Source organism: Tistrella sp. (assembly GCF_002684955.1).
Taxonomy (GTDB): domain Bacteria; phylum Pseudomonadota; class Alphaproteobacteria; order Tistrellales; family Tistrellaceae; genus Tistrella; species Tistrella mobilis.
Map to the genome: position 1 here is coordinate 1 of NZ_NYWI01000036.1, position 22,802 is coordinate 22,802.

Consider the following 22,802-nt stretch of genomic DNA (forward strand, 5'->3'; position numbering starts at 1 on the left):
TGTCAGATCAACCCGGTCAGATCGACCCAACGGTGACAGCCCGATCGCCTCGAGCACAGGAGCGGCGCCCCTTCACGGGCGGTTGAGGAGATTAAGCGGAGCACTTTGTCTGTCACCTCCCAAGCCATTGATCATATTGCAACTGTTAGCGAATGTCGCTCTCGGCCAAATCCTGCCCCCGCAACCAAGTTTCAAGCAAACGCCGCCCTTGGCATCTCGCCGCGGGCGGCGTTGCTGCGTTCGGGCGGCGCCTTACCCCTCTCATCGATAAATACTCGTCCGCAATCGTACATGGTCGACGAAGGCGCGCGCGGCATTGCTCAACCCGGATGTCCGCCAGATCAGCGAGACCCGGTGCTCCGCCTGACGCTCCTCGATTTCGAGGTAGACGACGTCATCGAAGCCGCTGCGGCTGAGCGAATGGGGGACCAGAGAGACGCCCATGCCCTGCGCGACCAGGGCGACCACGGTGAACCAGTGCTGGATCCGGTAGTGCGGATAGACGTCGACGCCTGCGGCCCTCAGCAGCCCGACGATGCGATCATGGTAATGGGCTGCGAAGGTGCGGGCGAAGACCAGCACCCGTTCCCCCGCCAGTTCGTGCAGGCTGATGCGGCTGCGGGATGCCAGCCGGTGCTGATAGGGCACGCAGCAGACCAGGCGTTCGGTTTCGATGGTGATCTCCGACACTTCGTCCGGAAGCGCCACCGAATGCACGAAGCCCACATCGATGCGGTGATTGATCAGCTCTTCGATCTGACTGGCGGTGTTCATCTCCTGAAGGCGCAGTTCGATGGTGGGGTGTTCCTCCTGGAAGGCTTGAAGCGTGGCCGGCAGCCGGCGGAACAGCATTGAGGGGACAAAGGCGACGGTGATCTCACCCGCCACCCCCTTGGCCGTCTGTTCGGCGAGGACGCAGGCGGCATCCAGCTGGCCCAGGATACGGGCGGCATGTTCGGCAAAGAGGGCGCCGGCCGGCGTCAGCCGTACGGCCTTGGTGCTGCGTTCCATCAGGGCGAAGCCCAGCGTCTCTTCCAGCTGTCGCAGGCTTGTGCTCAGCGGCGGTTGAGAGATGTTGAGCTGCTGTGCGGCGCGGCCGAAATGCAGCTGCTCGGCCAGGACCAGGAAGTAGCGCAACTGCTTGAAGGTGATGGCCATCCGCATCTGTCATTCAAATAGTGCTATCGAACTATTTGCACATGGTATTGGAACGCAAATGAATGATCGAGGAGGCTTTCGGTAAGAAAATGTCAACCGGAGGACCCCGATGGGCAGCGCCATCCACCGCAACATCCCCGACAGCCGCGGCACCAACGTCTTCGAGGCGGACAGGAGCCTGCAGAACCTGCTCAGGGCCTATCTGAGCGCATCCGTGCAGGCACGGGTTCTGCCGCAGTTCGAACGGATGGGGAAGCTGGTCGGCGACCGGCTTGAAAAGCTGGCGCTCGCAGCGGACCGCAACCCGCCGGTGCTGCATCTTCGGGCCCGGAACGGGATGCCCGACGAGCGGATCGAGAAGCATCCCGCCTATCTGGAGATGGAGGCCCATGCTTTCGGCGCCTTCGGTCTGGCGGCCATGTCGCATCGCCCGGGTGTCTTCGGAGCGGGGGAGAGATTGCCGCCGCTGGTGAAGTACGGGCTGGTCTTTCTGTTCGCTCAGGCGGAGTTCGGGCTGTGCTGCCCCTTGAGCATGACGGATGCGCTGACCCGGACCCTGATGAAGTTCGGCGCGCCGGATCTGGTGGCGCGCTATGCCGAACGCCTGACCAGCCAGGATATGGATGCGCTGTATCAGGGGGCGATGTTCATGACCGAGCAGGCCGCCGGGTCGGATGTCGGCGCGATCGACACCGTTGCCCGTCTGGAGGACGGTGTGTGGCGCCTCTATGGCGACAAATGGTTCTGCTCCAATCCCGATGCCGCGCTGGCCATGGTGCTCGCGCGTCCGGAAGGCGGTGCTGCGGGCACGGGCGGGCTGTCGCTGTTTCTCCTGCCCCGTCATCTGCCGGACGGGGCGCGGAATGCGTATCGCATCGTCAGGCTGAAGGACAAGCTCGGGACCCGCTCGATGGCGAGCGGCGAGATTCAGCTCGACGGTGCCGTTGCCCATCTCGTCGGCGACCCCGGCCAGGGCTTCAGACAGATGACCGACATGATCAACATGTCGCGGCTGTCCAACGGGGTGCGCTCCGCCGGGCTGATGCGCCGCTCGGTCTTCGAGACCTTGTTCATTACCCGGAACCGGGTGGCGTTCGGCCGGCGGCTCCAGGATCTGCCGCTGATGCGCCGGCAGATCCTGAAGATGATGGTCACCGCCGAGCAGGCGCGCTCGATGGTGTTCCATACCGCCTGGGTGCTCGAGGCGGCGGATGGCGGTGATCGGCATATGGCCTCGGTCCTGCGGATCCTGACGCCACTGATCAAGTTTCGCGCCTGCCGCGATGCCCGCAAGGTCGCCGGAGACGCCATGGAGGCCCGGGGTGGCTGCGGCTATATCGAGGAATGGTCGGATGCCCGGGTGCTGCGCGATGCCCATCTGGGCTCCATCTGGGAGGGGACCAGCAACATCGTCGCCCTGGATGTCGCCCGCGCCGTCCGCCGCGAGGACGCGCTGACCGCCCTGACCAGGCATGCGGAGCGACTGCTCGACGAGGCGGCGAGAGATGGGGCCGGCATTTCTGCCATCGCGGAGGCTTTCCATCGGGCGGCCGGTTTCCTCGACCAGGTCGCCAACAGCCGCGATGCCGAGGCGGATGTCCGCCGGGCGGCCTCTGCCGTCTACAACGCCACCTCCGCCGTGATCATGGCCTGGGAAGATGCCCGCATTCGCAGCCTGTGCAATGATCAGGGCGGCGACCGCCTGGTGATGGCAGGTCACGTGGTGCGTCACAAGCTGATGCCGCGGGACCCGCTGGCGATGGCCGGGTCTGACGAGGCGGCTGAAGTGCTGCTGGATGCTGCCCTGCGTGATGTCGCCATGGCGGCGGAGGCCCGGCCATGAGTGCGGCGGTCACGACCGGCGCGCTTGTCGGACTGAAGGTGATTGATCTGAGCCGGGTTCTCGGCGGACCGCTCGCCGCCCAGATCCTGGGGGATCATGGGGCGGATGTCATCAAGGTCGAGCCGCCGGCGGGGGATGAAACCCGTGAATGGGGGCCGCCTTTTCAGGGCGAGACGGCGTCGTATTTTCTGGGGCTGAACCGCAACAAGCGTGCGATCGCGCTCGATCTGCGGCAGCAGCAAGGCCGCGATGTTCTGCTTCGCCTGCTCGAAGGGGCGGATGTTCTGGTCGAGAATTTCAAGCCCGGCACGCTTGAAGGCTGGGGGTTGGATTTCGAGACGGTGCTGGCGCCCCGCTTTCCGCAGCTGATCCAGTGTCGCATCAGCGGCTTCGGCAGCGACGGCCCGCTTGGCGGCATGCCTGGATATGACGCCATCCTCCAGGCGATGGGCGGTATCATGAGCGTCAACGGCACGGCCGGAGGCGATCCGACCCGGGTAGGCCTGCCGGTGGTGGACATGGTTACGGGCCTGAATGCGGTGATCGGCGTGCTTCTGGCCCTTCAGGCGCGCCACCAGAGCGGGCGGGGCCAGTTCGTCGACGCCACCCTGTTCGACTCGGCGATCTCGCTTTTGCACCCGCATGCCGCCAACCACATGCTGTCCGGTGCCCTGCCGCAGCGAACCGGCAACGATCACCCCAATATCGCACCCTATTCGACCTACCGGACAGGCAGCTGCCCGATCTATCTGGCGGTCGGCAATGACCGTCAGTTTGCGCGCCTCTGCGCGGCTGTGGGGGCGGCCGATCTTGCGGAGGACAGCCGCTTTCGGTCGAACAGGGATCGCGTGATCCATCGGGATGCGCTGCGGGGGGCGCTGGAAGCGGCGCTCGCCGCTCATGACGGCGTGGAACTGGCCGACCGCCTGCTCCATCAGGGGGTGCCGGCCGGTCCGGTCCTGGACGTCGCCCAAAGCCTGCGTCATCCCCACACCGTCCATCGGGGCATGACGATCGAGATCGACGGCTATCGGGGCCTGGGTGCGCCGGTGCGGCCCCGCCGCTCGCCCCCCGGCTATCGTCTGAGACCGCCGGGTTTTGCCGAGCACACGGCCGACATTCTGCGCCAGCACGGGTTCTCGGACGACGAGGTGACGGCGCTCGAAACATCGGAGGTGACCCCCACCAGACGCCGGACCGGACGGCAGGCGACGCCGGGGAACAAGGGCGCGCCCGGGACGACAAAGACCTGAACGACAACAAGGATATGGGGAGGAAATCATGAGGAAGATGCTTCCGGTCATCGGCCTGCTGGCAGGGTTTGCCTGCGGGTTGGGCGCGGCGCCCGTCCATGCTGCAGACGATGCCCTGCCGCGTACCATGGTCTGGGCGACCTATGATGTGGGGTCCAGCGGCTATGCCGAGGCCTCTGCGATCGCCGATGCCATGGGGCGGGAGGCGGGGGTGCGTGTGCGCATCACACCGTCCGGCACCTCGATCGGCCGGTTGCTGCCCCTGAAAACCCGGCGTGCGCAATATGGCTGGCTGGCCAATGAACTCTACTTCGCCACCGAAGGTCTCTACGATTTCGCGGCCCGTGAATGGGGTCCGCAGGATCTGCGTGTCGTGGCCGGCCGGCCGTCGACCTTCGGACTTGCCGCCGCCGCCGATGCCGGCATCGCGACGATTGAAGATCTGCGCGGCAAGCGCGTGCCCCGGATCAAGGCCAATCCGTCGATCAACATCAAGGTCGAGGCCATCATGGCCTTCGGCGGATTGACCTGGGATGACGTGCAGGTGGTGGACATGCCGTCCTACGGTGCGGCGCTGCGGGCGCTGGTCGATGGCGATGTCGATGCCGCCGGATCTACGCCCACGGCCGCCACGCTCTATGAGCTGGAGAGTTCTCCGCGCGGCCTGAGCTGGGTGCCCATGCCGCCGGACAATGACCGCGGCTGGGCGGCGATCAGGTCGGTCGCAAGCTTCTTCGCCCCCGCCATGGCGACACAGGGGGCCGGTATCTCTGCCGAGCATCCGGCGCAGATCTTCTCGGTGCGCTATCCGATGATCACGGTCTATGCCGATACCGACGACCAGGAGGTCTATGCCTTCACCAGGGCGCTGGACGAGACCTATGGTCTGTATGCCAAGGCGACGCCGGCGATGCCGCACTGGAAACTGAGCGAGGCCGGCACCACGCCTGCCGATGCGCCGTTTCACCCCGGTGCCGTGCGCTACCTGAAAGACATCGGTGTCTGGACCGAGGCGGATCAGGCCTGGAACGACCAGCGGCTGGCGCGCCTGCAGGCGGTGGAAAAGGCCTGGCAGACCGCCAGCGAGGAGGCGATGGACAAGGGGATGTCGGATCAGGACTGGAGCGCCTTCTGGACGGAAAAGCGCCGCGCGATCGGCCAGTGACCGTCACGGCCCGCCGGATCTGCCGCCGGCGGGCCCGCCCTGGATCCTGCCGGAGTCTCTGACATGTCCGCCACCGACATTCCTTCGCCCGCGGCCGGGACGGCCGGGCGCCTGCCCGGTTTCATCAGCGGCATGCTTGCGGCCGTGGGGCTGACCGGCCTTGTGGTCATCCTGCTCCAGACCTTCAATATCCACCTGTTTGGTCTCTTCCCGCTTCTGGCCACCCGCTACTATTACGTCCTGATCGGCCTTTTCCTGACGGCGGCCTTTCTGGCCGGGCCCGGGCGTCTCCACCGGACCGCGACGATGTGGCTGGACCTGGCGCTTGCGGCGATGGCGCTGATCTGTGGCGGCTTCCTGGCCTGGAATGCCGAAGCGATCATCACCGAGGGCTGGGCCGTCGTCGCCCCCCTGCCGGCCAGTATCGTGTCGGGGGCGCTGGTGCTGCTGTCGCTCGAAGCCGTGCGCCGGTTCGGCGGGCCGCTCCTTCTCGTGATCTGCGCCGTCTTTGCGGTCTATCCGCTGTTCGCCGACATGATGCCCGGCTTCCTCTGGGGGCCGTCGCTCAGCCTTGTGGAGACCGCAGCCGAACATGCCATGGGCACCGAAAGCATCATCGGCATTCCGCTCAGGGTCGTCGCCGACACGCTGGTCGGCTTCATCATCTTCGGCTGCATCCTGAGCGGCCTGGGCGGCGGCCGGTTCTTCATGGATCTGTCGCTGGCGCTGATGGGGCGCAGCCGCGGCGGGCCGGCCAAGGTCTCGGTGATTTCGAGCGCGCTGTTCGGGTCTTTGTCCGGCAGCGTGATTTCGAACGTGCTGACCACCGGCCGGCTGACCATCCCCACCATGATGCGGGCCGGATATGCCCCGCATTATGCGGCGGCCGTCGAGGCCTGTGCGTCGACCGGCGGCACGCTGATGCCACCGGTGATGGGGGCGGTGGCCTTCATCATGGCCTCGTTCCTGGATACCGCCTACACCACCATCATGCTCGCGGCCCTGGTGCCGTCGGTGCTCTACTACATGATCCTGCTGTTTCAGGTCGATCTCCACGCCGCACGTCACGGGCTTCAGGCGGGGAGCCTCGATGGTCTGAGGCCGCTCGGCGGGATCCTGGCGGATGGCTGGCCGCATATCCTGTCGCTCGCGGCCCTGGTCGTGCTGCTGTTCACCGTGTCGCCGGCCCGTGCCGCCTATTGCGCCACGGCGCTCATGCTCGTGCTCGCATTCATCCGCCATCGTCGCCTGCCGGGTCTGGCCCGGGCATTGGCGCTGCTGCGCGAGCTGACCGGCAATATCGCCTATCTCGTCGCCACCCTCTGCGGCATCGGCCTGGTGGTGGGGTCGCTCGCCATCACCGGTGTCGGCAGTGCCTTTTCGCGGGAGCTGATCCTCTATGGCGACGGGAACGTCGTCCTGCTGCTGATCCTGGGAGCTGCAACCAGTTTTGTGCTCGGCATGGGGATGACGGTCAGCGCCTGCTACATCTTCCTCGCCACCGTGCTGGCGCCGGCTCTGGTCGAGCTTGGGCTGCCGCCGGTGGGGGTGCATCTGTTCATCCTCTATTGGGGCATGCTGTCCTACATCACCCCACCCGTGGCGCTCGCCTCGATCACCGCCGCACAGATTTCGGGAGCACAGGCCCTGAAGACCGGGGTGATGTCGATGAAGCTGGGCGCGGTGCTCTTCATCCTGCCTTTCATGTTCGTACTGGAGCCGGCCCTGCTGCTGGACGGACCGCCGTCGGAGGTGCTGCCCTCGATCGCGACCGCGGCCGCGGCGATCATCGTCCTGGCTTCGGCCCTGGAGGGCTATGCCTACGGGCTTGGCAGGATCAGCGGTCCGGAGCGGGTGGCCGGCTTCGTGGCCGGGCTGCTGATCATGACCCCGGATCGGATGAGCGAACTTGCCGGGCTGGGACTTCTGGCCCTGGTGCTTCTGATGCATCTGGCGGCGAGGCGGCGCCGGAGCCGCCGGCGCCCGGCAGCCTGATCCGATGTTCCGGAGGCGATACAAGGGTATGGGAGTATGAGAGTCGCCTGATCGTCCGGAATGTCATCTTTCCTACATTAAGAGTCGCTATCCTTACATTCGACGCCGGCTTCGGCCTCCCCTCCGGCGCCGCATGTGAGGAAAGATGAGATGACCCGCTCCGACCTTCGCGCAAGGCCGCCCCGCCGGCGCTTGCAGATGCTGCTTCTGTCCACGGTGGCGATCCTGCCGCTTCTGCATACTCCGGTCCATGCGGAGGACGGCGAGCTGCGCATTCTGTCGCTCAACACCTGGGGTGACCGCTTCAAGCCGAACCCGGCGGCGGCGATGTCGGAATTCCTGGTCAACGGCAATTACGACATCCTGACCTTCCAGGAGCTGCGCGGCGGCACGACCTACCTCGCGACCATTCCGCCGCTGCTGGAGAGCGAAGGGCTCGGCACCTACACCACCGGCCAGATCGGGGATGTCGGCCTCGCCTCCCGGCTCGCCGGCGATCATGGCGCCTATGAGAACGGCGTGCGGATCTCGTATCAGACGGTCGAGGCGCAGAACCGGACGCCTAAGACCATCGTCGGCACGGTGCATCTGAACTATTACGACGAGCCGACCTATCGTATCGACGAGGCCAAGGCGCTGAACGACTGGGCCCGGGCCCAGGGCAAGCCGATCATCATCACCGGCGACTTCAATGCCGGCGACCTGTCGGAGCGTGGCCTGCATCGTGCCGAACAGCAGTCCTATCTCTTTGCCCGCACGATCATCGACGGCGGCAGTTCGGAGCTCTGGCGGCAGCTGGCCCAGCAGTACACGCCCGAGGGCCGCGAGGCCGATTTCGAGGCCTATGTTGCCGCCATGCAGGCGGTGGACGGCAATGGCAGCGCCCATTACCGCAATGTCATTCAGGGCTATTTCGACACCCATCGCGACGAATTCCCCGGGATAGACAGCATTTCCAGCATGAGCTGGCGGCAATGGGAACAGATCGTCGCCAAGGACATGGCCGGGAAGGGCCTGACCTTCGAGGACGAGACCTATCCGGTCGCCGCCAACACGCCGCAGACCATGAACATCCTGAAGAAGCAGTACATCCTGCTGCAGAAGGAAAGCGAGCGCGAGACCTACGCGCCCCATGACCTGGCGGACGGCAGCACCACCTGGCCGTCGGCGGGTGAGGATCACACCAACACCTGGACCAGCTGGGACCGGGTAACGATCGACCATTTCATGGCCTCGCGCCCCTTCGGCAAGTGGCAGGTCCTGGCCGATGCCGCCGATGACGCCTACACCGGCGTGCTCGACGACACCGGCTATGCCAATGACGGCACCACGCCGCTCTCCGACCACGAGCCCGTGGCCCATGTGGTCAAATGGGTCGGCCCGGCGCTCGAAACCTATACCACCGGCGCCGGCACCGCAGACGAGGCCGAGGCGACCCGGCTGGTCTGGGGTGGCGCTGCGGCGGTCTTCGAGGAGAAGGGCAAGGTCTTCTACCTCACCCGCAACAACATGCGGACCGATCTCTATCTGGGCCAGATCTCGGACGAGAACGGCATGCCGGTTCTGGCGGGCCTGACCGAGACTGAGAAGAAGACCCTGCTCGACTGCGCCAGCGACGATCCGCGCTTCCAGGCTGCCATCCAGGAATACTGCATCGACGACCATTCCTTCATCGGCGAGACCCTGGTGACCGATGGCGGCACGGTGATCGTGGACGAGGACGCGGCACTCGGCAACGCCACGGCGCAGCTCCGGCTCGACAATGGCGGGCTGCGGATTGCCGGCACAAAGATGGCGACGCTGGCCCGCAATGTTTCGGTCGAGGCCGGCGGCGGCTTCATCGAGGTGGCGGATGCCGATGCGGCGGTCACCGCCTCGGGCGTGTTCAGCGGCACGGGCGCCTTTGCCAAGACCGGCGCCGGCACGCTGACGCTGACGGCTGCGAACGGCTTCACCGGTACCACCACGGTTGCGGCCGGTCGGCTGAATGTCGACGGCTCGCTGGCGGGCTCGACCCTGACGACGGTTCAGGACGGCGCCGTGCTGGGCGGGACCGGCACCGTCGGCAATCTGACCCTTGCCTCGGGTGGCCGTCTGGCGCCGGGCCGGTCGATCGGCACGCTGAAGGTCGCAGGTGACCTGACCATGGCCGAGGGCTCGGTTTACGAGGTCGAGGTGGATGCCGACGGCAAGGCCGACCGGGTCGACGTCACCGGCAGCGCCTCCCTTGCGGGCTCGGTGCTGGCGATGGCGGCGGGCGGCAATTATGCGCCGCTGACCGACTACACCATCCTGACCGCGGAAGAGGGTGTGACCGGCAGTTTCGGCACCGTGACCAGTTCTCTGGCCTTCCTCGACCCGACGCTCCGCTATGGGGCGAAGGACGTCACGCTCCGCCTGGAGCGCAACGACACCTCGTTCAGGAGCGTGGCCGGTACGGCCAATCAGCGCGCCACGGCCGCCGCGGTCGAAAGCCTCGCCATGGGCAATGCCGTCTATGATGCGGTGGTTCTGACCGACACCGGGACGGCGAGTGCGGCCTTCGACAGCCTGTCGGGCGAGCTGCATGCCTCGGCGGCCGGTGCGCTGATGCAGGGTGCGATGGCGGTCGGCGACGTGGTCGCCGCCCAGGGCGCGCTCAGCGCCGGCAGCGCCAGCATCGAGGCCCCGGCTTCGGCGGCCTTCGGTGCCGGGCGGATGTGGCTGCAGGCCTATGGCGCCTGGGGTTCGAATGATGGCGACGACGTCACCTCGATCGACCGCAACACCTCGGGCACGCTGTTCGGCCTGGATGCCGCGGTCGGCGAAAGCTGGCGGATCGGTGCCTTCGCCGGCTTCGGTCAGGCTTCGGTCAAGCAGGACGGCACGGGGAGCAAGCTCGATGCCGACAGCTATCATGTCGGTCTTTATGCCGCGACCCGCATGGGCGGCTTCGGCGCGCATCTGGGTGCGGCCTACAGCCTGAACAACGCCGAGACCACCCGCCATGTCGCCTATGCCGGCACCACCGAAACCCTGACCGCGGATTACGACGTCAATGCCGCCCAGGTCTTCGGCGAGGTGAACTATCGCTTCGACACCAGCCACGGCGCTTTCGAGCCTTTCGCCGGCGTGGCCCATATCAGCCTGTCGGGCGACGACTTCACCGAGACCGGCGGTGCTGCGGCCCTCGCGGGCGATGGCGTCGACATGCGCACCACCTTCACGACCCTCGGCCTGCGCACCGTGCAGGAATTCGGCCTGGGTGAGACCCCGGCGGCCTTCCGGGCGGAACTGGGCTGGCGTCATGCCTTCGGCGATGTCGACCCCGATGCGGATCTGCGCTTCGCCGCCGGCGGCTCGGGCTTCGGCGTGACCGGTGCCGCGATTGCGGAGAACACCGCCGTCCTGCGCACCGGTCTCGAGGTCGGGCTCACCGACGACACCGCCCTGTCGGTCGGCTATGGCGGCCAGTTCGGCAGCGATGTCACCGACCACTCGGTCACGGCGAAGCTGCGCATTCAGTTCTGATCGCAGCCACCGTCGTCAGAACGGACGGGGAGGGGGACACCCCCTCCCCGTCCGCGTATATAGTGAGGTCTCATCGACGCGAGACCTCAGCCGGTTTCGGGGGACGAATGGACGACACGGACAAGAAGAGCCGACGGCAGGCGCAGCTCGTCGCGCATCTTCAGCAACATCGCTTCATCTCACTCGACGAGATTTCGACCCGCTTCGGGGTGACCACCCAGACGGCGCGCCGCGATCTCATCGATCTGGAAGAGGCGGGGCTGGTCCGCCGGCTCCACGGCGGCGGCACGCTTGCGGCGCCGCCCATAGACCCGCCGACCTATCGTCAGCGCCGGGTCGAGAATGCCGACGGCAAGGCCCGGATCGGTGCGCGGGTGGCAGAGCTGGTCGGGGACGGATCGGCGGTCTTCCTCGATACCGGCACCACCTGCGAAGCGGTGGCGCAGGCGTTGACCGGGCGGCAGAACCTGCGGGTCGTGACCTACAGCCTGCGCAGCGCAGCCCTGTTGAGCGAGGTGGAAAGCGCCACCGTCGCGGTTCCGGGCGGGTTCGTCCGCCATGTCGATGCCGGCGTCTTCAGCCACGAGACCGTCGATTTCATCGGCGCCTTCCGCTTCGACACCGCGGTGATCTCGGTCAGCGGCATCGACGAGCACGGCATCATGGGCGATGACGATCATGGCGAGGTGCAGGCGGTGCGCGCGGCCATGCAGCAGGCGAAGCGTACCATCCTGGCGGTCGACGGCAGCAAGTTCTTCCGTCGTGGTCTGGTCTCGCTGGCGGTGATCACCGAGGTCGACCTGGTGGTGACCGATACCCCGCCGCCGCCCGCGATCACAGCCCTGCTCGCCGTGGCCGGGGTGGGGGTGGAACTGGCGGGCGGCTGACCTCAGGCCTCGACGCGCAGATAGCCGGTCAGCCCGGTCTTCTGATGTTCGATGACATGGCAGTGGAAGGCCCAGTCGCCGGGATTGTCGGCGACCAGGGCCACGTCCATGGTCTCGCCCGATTGCAGCAGGGCGGTGTCGGTGAGCAGCGGCAGGATCTCGCGCTTGTCCGACCGCAACAGCCGGAAGGTCAGCCCGTGAAGGTGGATCGGATGGTCGTTGGGCGATTCGTTCCGCAGCCGCAGCACATAGGGCTTCCCCTGTTTCAGAACCGCGAGCGGCGCCATCGGGTCGGGGGTATCGCCTTCCCAGGCGATGCGGTTGATCGACCAGAAAGTGTAGCCCAGCGTGCCGCAGATGCTGGCGACCGGCGGCTTGCCGCCGGGCGACCAGCCGAAGACGAATTCCAGGATCTCCGCCCGGGCCAGATCGGGCTCTGCAACCGGGTTCGCCACCAGCGGCTTCAGCTCTATCAGGCTGCGCCGGGCGCTCTTGCCGGCCGGCCGGAAGCGGGCGATGGGCTGGGGCCCCTGGGGCAGGCGCAGGGCCAGGGTGACGATCTCGTCCGCGCTGTCGGGCATGCGCAGCGCGATATCGGCCCGCTGGCCGGGGGCCAGCAGCACGCCCCGGGGCGGCAGCGGCCGGGGCAGGGGGTTGGAATCGAGGGCGATCACCTGCGCCTCGCCGCCGGTCACCTCGTAGAGGCCGACCCGGGTGACGTCGGTGACCGCCAGCCTGAGGCGGATCAGCCCGCCCGCCGGCAGATCGTAGACCGGCTCCACCTGCCAGTTCACGGTCGACACCGTGCCCAGCGTGCCGCCACGGGCGGCGGCACGGGCGCGGAAGAATTCGATGAACTGGCCGTCCTGACCCAGGCGGAAATCACGGATGTTGAGCGGCAGATCCCCGTCGAAGCCGGGATCTTCGTCCTCTTCCACCACCAGCAGCCCGGTCAGGCCGCGGCCCATCTGTTCCAGCGTGTTGCAATGGGGATGGTACCAGAAGGTGCCGGCATCCGGCGGCGTCAGGGTGTAGCGGAAGCTCTGTCCCGGATCGATCGGGGCCTGGGTCAGATAGGGCACGCCGTCCATGGCGTTGTCGATCCGCAGGCCATGCCAGTGGACCACGGTCGTCTCGGCCAGGTTGTTGACGACATCGACGGTGAACGGCCGGCCGCGGCGCATGCGCAGCACCGGCGGCGGGCCGTCGGTGGCGAAGCTCATCATGTCGCGGGTGACCGTGCCCGGTACGATCGGATGGTCGAGCCCGCCCACCGGCAGGGTCAGGTCGGCGGCAGCCATGCCCCGGCGGGTGATCAGGCTGGTGCCGGCGGCGATGGCGAGGCCGGCGGCGCTGCCGAGCAGGAGTTCGCGGCGGGTCACGGCCATCATCGGCAATCCCTGATCATGAGTCCTGAGCCCCGATCCTGGCAGGAGCGTCGTCTGTTTCAAGGAGATCGGCCGGGCAAATCGCCGCAGCTCCACCTGCCGGGACGGAACAACTGCGAGGCATTCTTAACAGAGGGCCAGGGCGCTGCAAGCGCTTCCTGTGCTCAAGAGGTACGACCGATGACCGCCTGCGTCTGGAGACGCGCGACCAGGGTATCGATCCCGGCCTCCGCCGCGGCGATCGAAGTTGCAAGACGGTCGTCGCCGAATTCGTCGCCCTCGACCGCCACCACATCCACCGCGCCCATGCCGATATAGCGCAACGGGGCGGCGAGCCCGGGCACCACCAGCTCGTTATGGGCCTGAATGCCGCCCGGCTCATATCCCAGGTCGCCGCGCGCCGTCAGGACCACCGCCCGCTTGCCAGCCGGCAGCATCGGCCAATAGGGCGTGTCGCCGCGGGCGCGGTCGAAGCCGAAGGTGACACCGACCCGCACGATATTGTCGATCCAGGCCTTGAGCGCTGCCGGCAGGCCGAAATTATACATCGGCGCCCCGAAGACCACGATGTCGGCGGCAAGGAGTTCCGCCGTCAACCGGTCGCTTTCGGCAAGCCTTGCCTGCATGGCGTCGTCGCGCGCCTCGGGCCGGGTGAAGGCAGCCCTGACCCAGTCGGCATCGACGGGGGCCGGCGGCGCGAGACCGACATCGCGGCAGATGATCTCGTCGTCGGGGCGATGCTGCCGCCACCGATCTGCGAAACGCGCGGTCAGCCGGCGGGTGTGAGAGCCATGGGGATCTGTGCCAGAGCGGCCGGGGCGGGCGCTGGCATCGATCTGCAGCAGCCGGACCATGATGCATCTCCTTCATCCGTGGAGTGTGGATGACATGAGAATTGCCCTGAATTCCGGCGGCTGACAAAATCGTATCCCTCAGCCGATAATGAAGATCAGTTCACCCATGATCCCTTCCCGCAGGCTGCCGCCGCTCCAGGCGCTCAAGACCTTCGAGGCGGCGGCCCGCCATCAGAGCTTCCGGCTGGCCGCGGCCGAGCTTGGTGTCACCCCCACCGCCGTCAGCCATCAGATCCGCCTGCTGGAAGAGACGCTGGGCCTGCCCCTGTTCGAACGGCGCGTGCGGCAGGTGGTGACCACCCCCGCCGGCGACCGGCTGTTTCCGGTGCTGCGCGACGGTTTCGACGCCATGGCGGCGGCGGTGGCGGCGCTTCGCCCCCCGGCGCCGCGGCGGGCGGTGACACTGACCGCACTCGGCCTGTTCACCGCGAAGCGGCTGATCCCGGCGCTCGGCCGGTTCCGGGCGCGGTTCCCCGGTCACGAGCTTCGCCTGCACGCCTCGGATGATGTGGTCGAACTTGGCACCGGCATTGCCGATCTGGCGGTGCGCTACGGCCGGGGGCCCTTCCCGGGGCTCGTGGCCGAAACCCTGATCACCGATCGCTTCGGCGTGGTGGCAAGCCCGCGGCTGGGCCTGCGGTCGCCCGAGGATCTGGAGAAGGTGCCGCTGCTCAGGGTCGACTGGCGGCGGCAGGAACGCGTGCCCGACTGGCGGGCCTGGGCCGGCGCCGCCGGAAGGCCGGAACCCGCGGGCACGGCGGTGCTGAGCTTCACCGACGACGCCCATGCCATCCAGGCGGCGATCGCCGGCCATGGGGCGCTGATCGCCAGCCTGACCCTGGTCGCCGACGACCTTGCCGCCGGCCTGCTGACGGCGCCCTTCGGCCCGGAATTGCCGGGGGACGGCTATCACCTGCTGATCCCGGAAACGGAACGATCGGCACCGGACGTGATCGCGGTGCGCGACTGGCTGCTGGAGATTGCCGCCGGCCCGGCGTCGTGACACCCTCCGCGGGGCTTCCTTGACCGGCCTGCGGGTGCGCCCGATACTTTCGCCGGGCTACTCTCGCCGGGCGTTCTTTTCCCTCCCGGCGGAAACGGAGCGCCCTCGTGCTGCCAGAAGGAAGGTTTGGCCCCGATGTGCGCCGACGTCACCACCGCCCCTGTCCCGGCGCTTGCGCCCGAACCGCATGTCCGGTCGCGCTATGCCGCAGACAATCTGGGGCGCATGCGCCGGCGGCCGCCGCTGGAGGGTGATCTCAGGGTCGATCTCTGTGTCATCGGCGGCGGACTGGCGGGGCTGTCGACGGCGATCGAGGCGGCGGAGCGCGGGCTCAGTGTGGCGGTCGTGGAGGCGCGGCGGATCGGCTGGGGGGCCTCGGGGCGCAATGGCGGCCAGCTGCTGAACGGCTTCGCGGCCGGCACCGACCGGCTGATCGCCAAGGTGGGGGAAGACAAGGCCCGCACCATGTGGCGCATGAGCGTCGAGGCGCTGGACCTGGTCCGCGATCGCATCTCTCGTCATAAAATCGACTGTGACTTTGCCGAGGGCGTTCTGATGGCCGCGCTGAAGCCCCGCCATATGCGGGGGCTGGAAGCGGAGCTGGCCCGCGAACGCGCCTGGGGCTATGACCGGTCGGAGCTGATCCCCGCCGCCCATATCGGCGAGCATGTCGGCAGCCCGCGCTATATCGGCGGTATGTTGGACCGCGGCGCCGGCCATCTCGATCCGCTGGCCTATGCGCTCGGTCTGGCGCGCGTGGCCGAAGAGGCGGGAGTCCGGATCTTCGAGGAGACATCGGCCACCGCCCTCCACCGGGGCGCGCCGCCTCGGGTGGAGACGCCGCATGGCAGCATCACCGCCGATGCGGTGGTCGCCGCCGCCAATCACGAGAATGGCCGGTTGATCCCCGAGGTGCGCTGGAAGGTGATGCCGGTCGGCACCTATGTACTGGCCACCGAGCCGCTGGATCCGGCCTTGGCCGAGCGGCTGCTGCCCGGCCGGGTGGCGGTGTCGGACTGCAAGTTCGCGCTCAACTATTTCCGCCTGGCCGGCGACCGCCGGATGCTGTTCGGCGGCCGGGTCAGCTATTCGACGCTGGAGCCGCTGAACCTGGACACCGCGATGCGCCGGACCATGATCGGCATCTTCCCCGATCTGGCCGATGTGCCGACCGCCGAGGTCTGGGGCGGGTTCGTCGACATCACCCATGACCGCACGCCGCATTTCGCCGCGGTGACGCCAGAGATCCTGGTGCTGCAGGGGTTTTCAGGCCATGGCCTGGCCGCCACGGCGCTGGCCGGGCGTCTGGCGGCCGAGGCCGTGACCGGTGATCGCAGCCGTTTCGATCTGTTCCACGGCCTGCGCCACATCGATTTTCCCGGCGGCTGGGCGCGGACCCCCCTGCTGGTCGCGACCATGGCCTGGTTCCGGCTCCGCGACATGCTGTAGGTCGCAGCGCCGGAACCTGTGACGCCTGGGGATCGGGGGCGCCCTATTCCGCGGCCAGTGCCGCCGGCCGTGCGGCCCGTTCGCGACGGGCCAGGACGATCTGGACCGTCATCACCAGGGTGAGCGCCGCCACGGCCGCAACGGTGGACAGCGCCTCGGGCAGGATCAGCCCGAAGGCCGCGGCGGCCAGCAGCAACCGCCAGCCCGGATGGAGCCGGCGGATCAGCCAGCCCTGATCGGCTGCCGCCAGCGCCGTCACCGCCACCAGGCAGGCAAGGGTGGAGGGGAGGACGGTGAGCGGCGCCTGGTCCACGATCAGCACTCCCGGATGGTAGACCATCAGGAAGGGGATGATGAAACCGGTCGCCCCCAGCCGGACCGCGGCCATGGCCTGCCGCATCGGATGAACGCGCGAGATCGAGGCGGCCGAGAAGGCCGACAGCGCCACCGGCGGGGTGATCGCCGACATGATGCCGAAATAGAAGATGAACAGATGCGCGGTGATCACCGACAGCCCGAGCTGGGTGAGGGCCGGCACCACGGTGAAGGCGAGCAGCAGATAGGCCGGCGTCGTCGGCAGGCCGGTGCCGAGCACCAGAGAGGCGGCCATCGTCGCCAGAAGCGCCATGAACAGGTCGTCGCCGCCGACCGCCAGAACCAGCTTGCTGAAGGCGAGGCCGATGCCGGTCATGTTGACCACGGCCAGGATGATGCCGACGGCGGCGCACATGGCGAGCAGGCCCAGCCCGTCGCGGGCCGCTTCGATCAGAACGCGGATGACGACCCGCGGCCCCATGCGCATCGGCGCATGCCAGATGCCGCCGAGGAAGATCACCGCGATACCGGCAAGGCAGGCATAGGCGGGGGAATAGCCCGAGGCGAGCAGGGCGACGATGCCGCCGGCCGATGCGGCGACGGTCAGGCCCTGGATCACGTCTCCGCGGTCGACCGGCGGCAGTTCGGCGGCAGCACGGGCATCGGCCGCTTCCATGCCGCGCGCCCGGGCCGCGAACAGAACCCTGAGCGAGATGCTGGCATAGAACAGCAGGCAGGGCAGAACCGAGGCGACGACGATGGTGACATACGGAATGCCGGTGATGTCGGCCATCAGGAAGGCCACGATACCCATCACCGGCGGCGTGATCTGGCCGATGGTGGACGCGCAGGCTTCGACCGCGCCGGCAAAGGCGGGGCGATAGCCGGCCCGGATCATGAAGGGGATGGTGAACGAGCCGGTGGCGAGCACGTTTGCCGGGCCCGAGCCGGACAGGGACCCGAAACCCATGCTGGCGACGACGGCGGCCTGGGCGGGCCCGCCGGGAACGCGCCGGGTGGCGCGGCCGGCAAGACGGATGATCGATTCGCCGGCACCGCTGGCCCGCAGGACGGCACCGTAAAGCACGAAGACATAGATCATCGATGCCATCAGGCCGAGCGACGAGCCCAGGATGCCGCCCTGGCCGAACATCTCTTCAAGCGCCACTTCGGGCCGCACGCTGGAGTGGTGCAGCACCCCCGGAAGCCAGGGACCGGCCCAGACGAAACCCATGAAGCCGACCACCAGAAGGGCCATCCCCATGCCGCAGGCCCGACGGGTGATTTCCAGCGTCACGATCAGGGTGGCGCAGAACACCATCACGTCTTCGGGCAGCGGAAAGCCCATGCGGTACGAGAACATCTCGAACCAGTCGATGAACACATAGATCATCGCTGCCAGGATGGCGGCCAGAAAGACGATGGTCAGTGCCCGATCGGCCAGGCGGCCGGTTCGTCCGCTGCGCCAGGTGGCGGGCAGGGTGGGGGTGGAAAACAGGATGGCAGCGGCGCCGAGCAGCAACACCGCGCCGCGCTGCACGGGCAGTGGCAGTTCCCCCAATGCGATCGTCGCCAGGATGAAGATCATGAGGGCGAGGCCGCAGGCATCGGCGAGGCCGCGGGTGGTCCGCGTCCAGGTGTCGGAACGGGCCGCCGATGCACGGGCCGGACCGTCGGTGATGACACTCATCGGATGTGTCCTCGGGTGCTGATCAAAGACGCAGCTCTTCCGGTCGACCGGCCCGAGCCCTGAAAGGGCGGGCCGGTCGGTCGGTCGGTCGTCTTCGGGATCCGTCGTGGCGGTCGCGGGCGGCGGGGGCGCACCCGGGATCAGGACTGGGGCTTCATCACCCCGGCTTCGACGTAGAAGCGTTTCGCGCCCGGATGGATGATGCCGCTGGCGCTCTGTACCGCCTGATCGAGCGACATGATCGAGAGTTCGCGCGAGGCCTGGCGAACCTCGTCGATGTTCTCCCACAGCGTCTTGACCAGCCGGTAGGCGACATCGTCAGGCATGTCGCGATGGACGATGATCTGCATGCGCGTCGTCCAGCTCACCACCGGCGCCTCGGGCTTCAGATGGCCGTCATAGGCCGTCGAGATGCGCTCCGGGGTCAGCGTGACCAGGTCGTAATAATCCGCGGCCGGAAAGGTCTTGCGCCAGCTTTCCATGGCGGCCGGATCCAGGCCCACATAGGCGAGGTCGCTCTGCAGCGCCGCCGAGGCGACGGCCCCCTGCGGCAGGCCGCCCCAGAGATAGACCGCATCGAGCATGCCGTTGCGCAGCTCGTCCATGGCGGTCGAGTATTCAAGGTATTGCGCCTTCACCTCACCCTTGGCCGGATCCAGCCCATGGGCCGCCAGAAGGGCGAGATTAACCGTGCCCGAGAAGCCGCCCGGCGTGCCGACGGCGATGGACTTGTCGCGAAGATCGGCGAGAGTGCGGATACCCGATCCGGCGCGCGTCAGATAATGGGCGACACCGCTTTCCAGCGTCAGCAGCACGCGGACGTCGTCATAGTATTTGCCGTCCTCGGCCCTGCCCTTGAACATGAACAGCCCGTCGCGCGCATAGAGCAGATGCGGCGAGGCGATGATGCCGATATCCCAATCCTTGTCGACCACGCCGCGCAGCAGCTTCGGCGTGCCGCCATGGGCCACCACTTCCATGGTGATGCCCGACCGGGTCTTGTCGAGCAGGGTGGACCAGGTGACCCCCAGGGCGTATTCATCCGACGTATTGCTGATGGTCGCGAATTTGACCTCAACCGGGTCTGCGGCTGCGGCCGGCCCGATCGGTGACAGGCCGGCTGCCACCCAGGCGCAAAAGGCCATCGTTCCGGCAGCCGCTTTCAGGGTGGCTGCCAGTCCGCCGCGCCATGCGCGGCCCATGCTCGTCCTCATCTGCCCCTCTTCTCCCCCTCTTCGCTCCATCCCACGGAGCGCATCGATGCGGATGCGGGTCCGGCTCGCCTCGGCGTTTTCTCGTATCGGGATATGATACTTTTTATAAATCGCCTTATACGTTGTTTTTATATCTTTAATTGAATCCGTTTCGCATATCCATCCCGAATTACGCGAATCCGGGCGTTGCAACGCAGTTGTCTGAGCCGGGCGGCGGCACCGAAGCATGCGGGGGCGGCCGTGACGTTTCCAGGGCGTGCGGCGCAATGATTGACGCCGGGATGCGGGCTACATACGGTCTCCACAGTCCCGGTCGTGCCGGTTCAGGCACGGTTCCATTCGTGTCGAGCGAGACGATGATGCCGCGCCTTACCGCCTTCGCCCGCCTGCGCCGGATCGTTCCGGCTCTTCTGGTCTGCCTGCTTCTTCTGACGACGGTCGCCGTCGCCCCGCTGCAGGCCCAGACCCTGCCCGGACTGCCTTCCACGGGGTCCGGATCTGCCGACGCCGCGGCCAGCGACGGTCAGGCGGAGGTGGATGCGCTGATCAAGCTGCTCGAGGATCCGGAGGGTCGGGAGAAGCTGATCGAACGCCTGAAGGCGGCCGAAACCCCTGCGACACCCGCAGAGGGCGAGGAGCTGGCGGCCGAACTGGTGATGCCCTTCCTCGACGGCCCGGCGACGGTGATCGCCAATCGCCTCGATGCGCTGGGGCGCGACCTGCAGAAGGCGGCGGTCGCGCTGTCGCATACGCCCGACGAGCTGGAGCGTATCGGCCGCGGCCTTGCCAACGACCGGAAGCGGGAGCAGTGGATTGAGCTGATCGGCCGCCTGGCGGCGGTGGTTGCGGCGGGCTTTCTGCTGGAATGGATCGTCAAGGCGCTGCTGTCGCGCCCCCGCCTGCGGCTTGGGACCAATCCGCCGGCCTCGCGCTGGCGCCGGGCTGCACGCGGTATCTGCCTGCTGCTGATCGATCTTCTGGGCATTGCGGGCTTTGCGGGCGGTGCTGCCGCGGCAACCGCCCTGGTGCGCCCGACCGGCGATGCGGCGATGATCGCGATCGCCGTCGTGCAGGCCAATATCGCCGTGCGCGCCATACTGGCGGCCGGGCGCATGGCGCTTCGTCCGCAGGTGCGCCGGCTTCGGCCGCTGCCCTTCTCTGACGAAACCGCCGCCTATCTCTACATCTGGCTGAAGCGCTTCGCGCGCATCACCGTCTATGGCTGGTTCCTGTACGATGTCGCCCGCACGCTTGGGGTCTCGCCGCCGGTACTGCTGGTCGCGTCCAAGGTCTTCGGCCTGTTCGTGGCCAGCCTGGCGGCGGTGGTGGTGCTGCAGAACCGCCGCGAGGTCGCCGATGTGATCGCCGGCCGCCGGCCGCTCCAGTTCGCTGCCGACGACGTGCCCGGCACCGAGGCGGCGATGGCCGATCCCGGCGACGGCTCGGCACCGCTCGGGGTGACGCCGGCAGAGGCGGATGTCCGGACCACCGACGACGATGTTCCCCCCGATCTCGCCGCTGCGGCCGCCGACCGTGCGCGCGAGGTGACGCGCATGGGCATGGCGACCCTGCGCGCGCGTCTCGCCGATGTCTGGCACGTGCTGGCGCTGGCCTATGTCGCCATTGCGGCCGGGATCTGGCTGCTGGGGGTCGATGGCGGCTTCACCTTTCTGGCGCAGGCGACCGGCGCCACCATCCTGATCCTGCTGCTGGACCGGGTGGCGGTGATGGCGGCGGAACGGATGCTGGAGCGGCTGTTCTCGGTCTCGGACGAGTTCATCCTGCGCCATCCCGGCATCGAAACCCGGGTGAACCGCTATCTGTCCATCACCCGAACCGCCATCGTCGGCTTCATCCATGTCTTCGCTGTGCTGGCGCTGCTGGAAGTCTGGGGTCTGGGCGGTCTGGCCTGGCTCGCCTCCGACGCCGGCGCCCGGGTGGTGGGGGCGCTGGTCAAGATCGTGGTCTTCGTGGTCGGTGCCGCGGTGATCTGGGAAATGGTCGACGGGGCCATTTCGCGGCGCCTGCAGTCCGATGGTGATCGCGCGCCCACCACACGCGCCAAGACCCTGCTGCCGATGCTGCGCAATGTGGTCATGATCATCCTGACCCTGGTGGTGGTGCTGACCGTCTTCTCGGAAATCGGCATCGACATCGCGCCGCTGCTGGCCGGTGCCGGCGTCGTCGGCCTCGCCATCGGTTTCGGTGCCCAGACGCTGGTCAAGGACTTCATCACCGGTGCCTTCATCCTGTTCGAGGACACGATCTCGGTCGGTGACGTCGTGACCGTCGCCGACCAGACGGGCGCGGTGGAGCGCATGACCGTGCGCACCATCCGCCTGCGCGATGTGGAGGGTGTGGTGCGGACCGTCCCGTTCAGCGCCGTCGACATCGTCCAGAACCTGACCAAGGACTTCTCCTACGCCCTGCTGGATATCAGCGTCGCCTATCGCGAGAATGTGGGCGAGGTGGCCGAGATGATGCGCGAGGTCGGGCTCGCCATGGGGCACGATCCGGAGTTCCGGGATCTGATCCTTCAGCCGATCGAGATTTTCGGGCTCGACCGTTTCGGTGCCAGTGACGTGGTCGTCCGCGGCCGCATCATGACGAAGCCCGGCCAGCAATGGGGGATCAAGCGCGCCTTCTTCGCCCGCATCAAGCAGGTCTTCGACGAACGCGGCATCGAGATCCCCTTCCCGCACACCACGCTTTATTTCGGTGTAGGCAAGGACGGCAAGGCGCCGGCTGCGCCGGTGCAGGTGCTTAAGACCGAAGGCTCCTGGCGCTCGGGTGCGACGGGACATGCGGCCCCCAAGCTGCCGGCGGTGGCAACAGCGGCAGAGGACCCCGAGGACCGGCGCGACGTTCATGCGGTGCCCGGCGACGAAGACAGCCGCCGCCCGCCGCGGATCGATGAGGATTCGGGGGAAGCGGGAGGCGACTCCCAACCCTCACGCTGAGGCCTGGGCCGGCGTGTACGACAGACGTTCCCGCCCCGCTCTTGCCCCTCCGGCCCATGGCGCTTATCCTCCGGCGGCCCCATCCGGCTCGTGAACGGCCGGAAGCAGGGGGGCGGCG

The 22,802-nt window shown here is 67.6% G+C and carries 14 protein-coding genes; 9 read left to right on the top strand and 5 right to left on the bottom strand.

Going from position 1 to position 22,802, the window contains the following annotated elements:
- Positions 1-261 precede the first annotated feature (261 nt).
- On the bottom strand, positions 262-1,158 hold the full coding sequence (locus CMO28_RS12510) for a LysR family transcriptional regulator (protein ID WP_062768543.1): 897 nt from the start codon (positions 1,156-1,158) through the stop codon (positions 262-264).
- 109 nt (positions 1,159-1,267) lie between these two features.
- Here CMO28_RS12510 and CMO28_RS12515 point away from each other — a divergent pair, with 109 nt between their 5' ends.
- The 6 genes from CMO28_RS12515 to CMO28_RS12540 all read left to right on the top strand — a co-directional run bounded on the left by CMO28_RS12515 (position 1,268) and on the right by CMO28_RS12540 (position 11,811).
- Positions 1,268-3,001 carry an acyl-CoA dehydrogenase family protein gene (locus CMO28_RS12515; protein ID WP_296713912.1) on the top strand — a complete coding sequence of 578 codons (1,734 nt, stop codon included), beginning with the start codon at positions 1,268-1,270 and terminating at the stop codon, positions 2,999-3,001.
- Positions 2,998-4,254 (top strand): CaiB/BaiF CoA transferase family protein, encoded by a 1,257-nt coding sequence (locus tag CMO28_RS12520; protein ID WP_296713914.1) that lies wholly within the window; start codon positions 2,998-3,000, stop codon positions 4,252-4,254. The genes CMO28_RS12515 and CMO28_RS12520 overlap by 4 nt, the downstream gene beginning before the upstream one ends.
- Before the next feature lie 28 nt (positions 4,255-4,282).
- Complete coding sequence (locus CMO28_RS12525; protein WP_296713916.1) at positions 4,283-5,419, top strand: TAXI family TRAP transporter solute-binding subunit; 1,137 nt, start codon at positions 4,283-4,285, stop codon at positions 5,417-5,419.
- A 63-nt stretch (positions 5,420-5,482) separates the two neighbouring features.
- Positions 5,483-7,414 (top strand): TRAP transporter permease, encoded by a 1,932-nt coding sequence (locus CMO28_RS12530; protein ID WP_296713919.1) that lies wholly within the window; start codon positions 5,483-5,485, stop codon positions 7,412-7,414.
- 150 nt (positions 7,415-7,564) lie between these two features.
- Positions 7,565-10,924, top strand: a complete 3,360-nt coding sequence (locus tag CMO28_RS12535) for an autotransporter domain-containing protein (RefSeq protein WP_296713920.1) — start codon at positions 7,565-7,567, stop codon at positions 10,922-10,924.
- Between the two features lie 107 nt (positions 10,925-11,031).
- Positions 11,032-11,811 carry a DeoR/GlpR family DNA-binding transcription regulator gene (locus tag CMO28_RS12540; protein ID WP_014743906.1) on the top strand — a complete coding sequence of 260 codons (780 nt, stop codon included), beginning with the start codon at positions 11,032-11,034 and terminating at the stop codon, positions 11,809-11,811.
- A gap of 2 nt (positions 11,812-11,813) precedes the next feature.
- Here the strand turns inward: CMO28_RS12540 and CMO28_RS12545 are convergent, their stop codons facing one another.
- Together CMO28_RS12545 and CMO28_RS12550 are read right to left on the bottom strand one after the other, a co-directional pair.
- Entirely contained in the window at positions 11,814-13,202 is a 1,389-nt protein-coding gene (locus tag CMO28_RS12545) for a multicopper oxidase family protein (RefSeq protein ID WP_296713923.1), read from the bottom strand.
- A 161-nt stretch (positions 13,203-13,363) separates the two neighbouring features.
- Positions 13,364-14,053 carry an FMN-dependent NADH-azoreductase gene (locus tag CMO28_RS12550; RefSeq protein ID WP_296713925.1) on the bottom strand — a complete coding sequence of 230 codons (690 nt, stop codon included), beginning with the start codon at positions 14,051-14,053 and terminating at the stop codon, positions 13,364-13,366.
- Between the two features lie 106 nt (positions 14,054-14,159).
- Between CMO28_RS12550 and CMO28_RS12555 the strand changes: the two genes are divergently transcribed.
- Both CMO28_RS12555 and CMO28_RS12560 read left to right on the top strand, forming a co-directional pair.
- Positions 14,160-15,056: a LysR substrate-binding domain-containing protein gene (locus CMO28_RS12555; protein ID WP_296713927.1), complete on the top strand. Its 897-nt coding sequence runs from the start codon at positions 14,160-14,162 to the stop codon at positions 15,054-15,056.
- Between the two features lie 135 nt (positions 15,057-15,191).
- The gene (locus CMO28_RS12560) at positions 15,192-16,505 is read left to right on the top strand and encodes an NAD(P)/FAD-dependent oxidoreductase (RefSeq protein WP_296713929.1); all 1,314 of its coding nucleotides are present in this window, start codon (positions 15,192-15,194) and stop codon (positions 16,503-16,505) included.
- A gap of 43 nt (positions 16,506-16,548) precedes the next feature.
- On the opposite strand, the gene CMO28_RS12565 is transcribed toward CMO28_RS12560, so the two are convergent.
- Together CMO28_RS12565 and CMO28_RS12570 are read right to left on the bottom strand one after the other, a co-directional pair.
- Complete coding sequence (locus CMO28_RS12565; protein WP_296713931.1) at positions 16,549-18,510, bottom strand: TRAP transporter permease; 1,962 nt, start codon at positions 18,508-18,510, stop codon at positions 16,549-16,551.
- 140 nt (positions 18,511-18,650) lie between these two features.
- Positions 18,651-19,724, bottom strand: a complete 1,074-nt coding sequence (locus tag CMO28_RS12570) for a TAXI family TRAP transporter solute-binding subunit (protein ID WP_197465277.1) — start codon at positions 19,722-19,724, stop codon at positions 18,651-18,653.
- Positions 19,725-20,080: 356 nt separating this feature from the next.
- Here CMO28_RS12570 and CMO28_RS12575 point away from each other — a divergent pair, with 356 nt between their 5' ends.
- Positions 20,081-22,684 carry a mechanosensitive ion channel domain-containing protein gene (locus CMO28_RS12575; RefSeq protein ID WP_296713936.1) on the top strand — a complete coding sequence of 868 codons (2,604 nt, stop codon included), beginning with the start codon at positions 20,081-20,083 and terminating at the stop codon, positions 22,682-22,684.
- Positions 22,685-22,802: the final 118 nt, after the last annotated feature.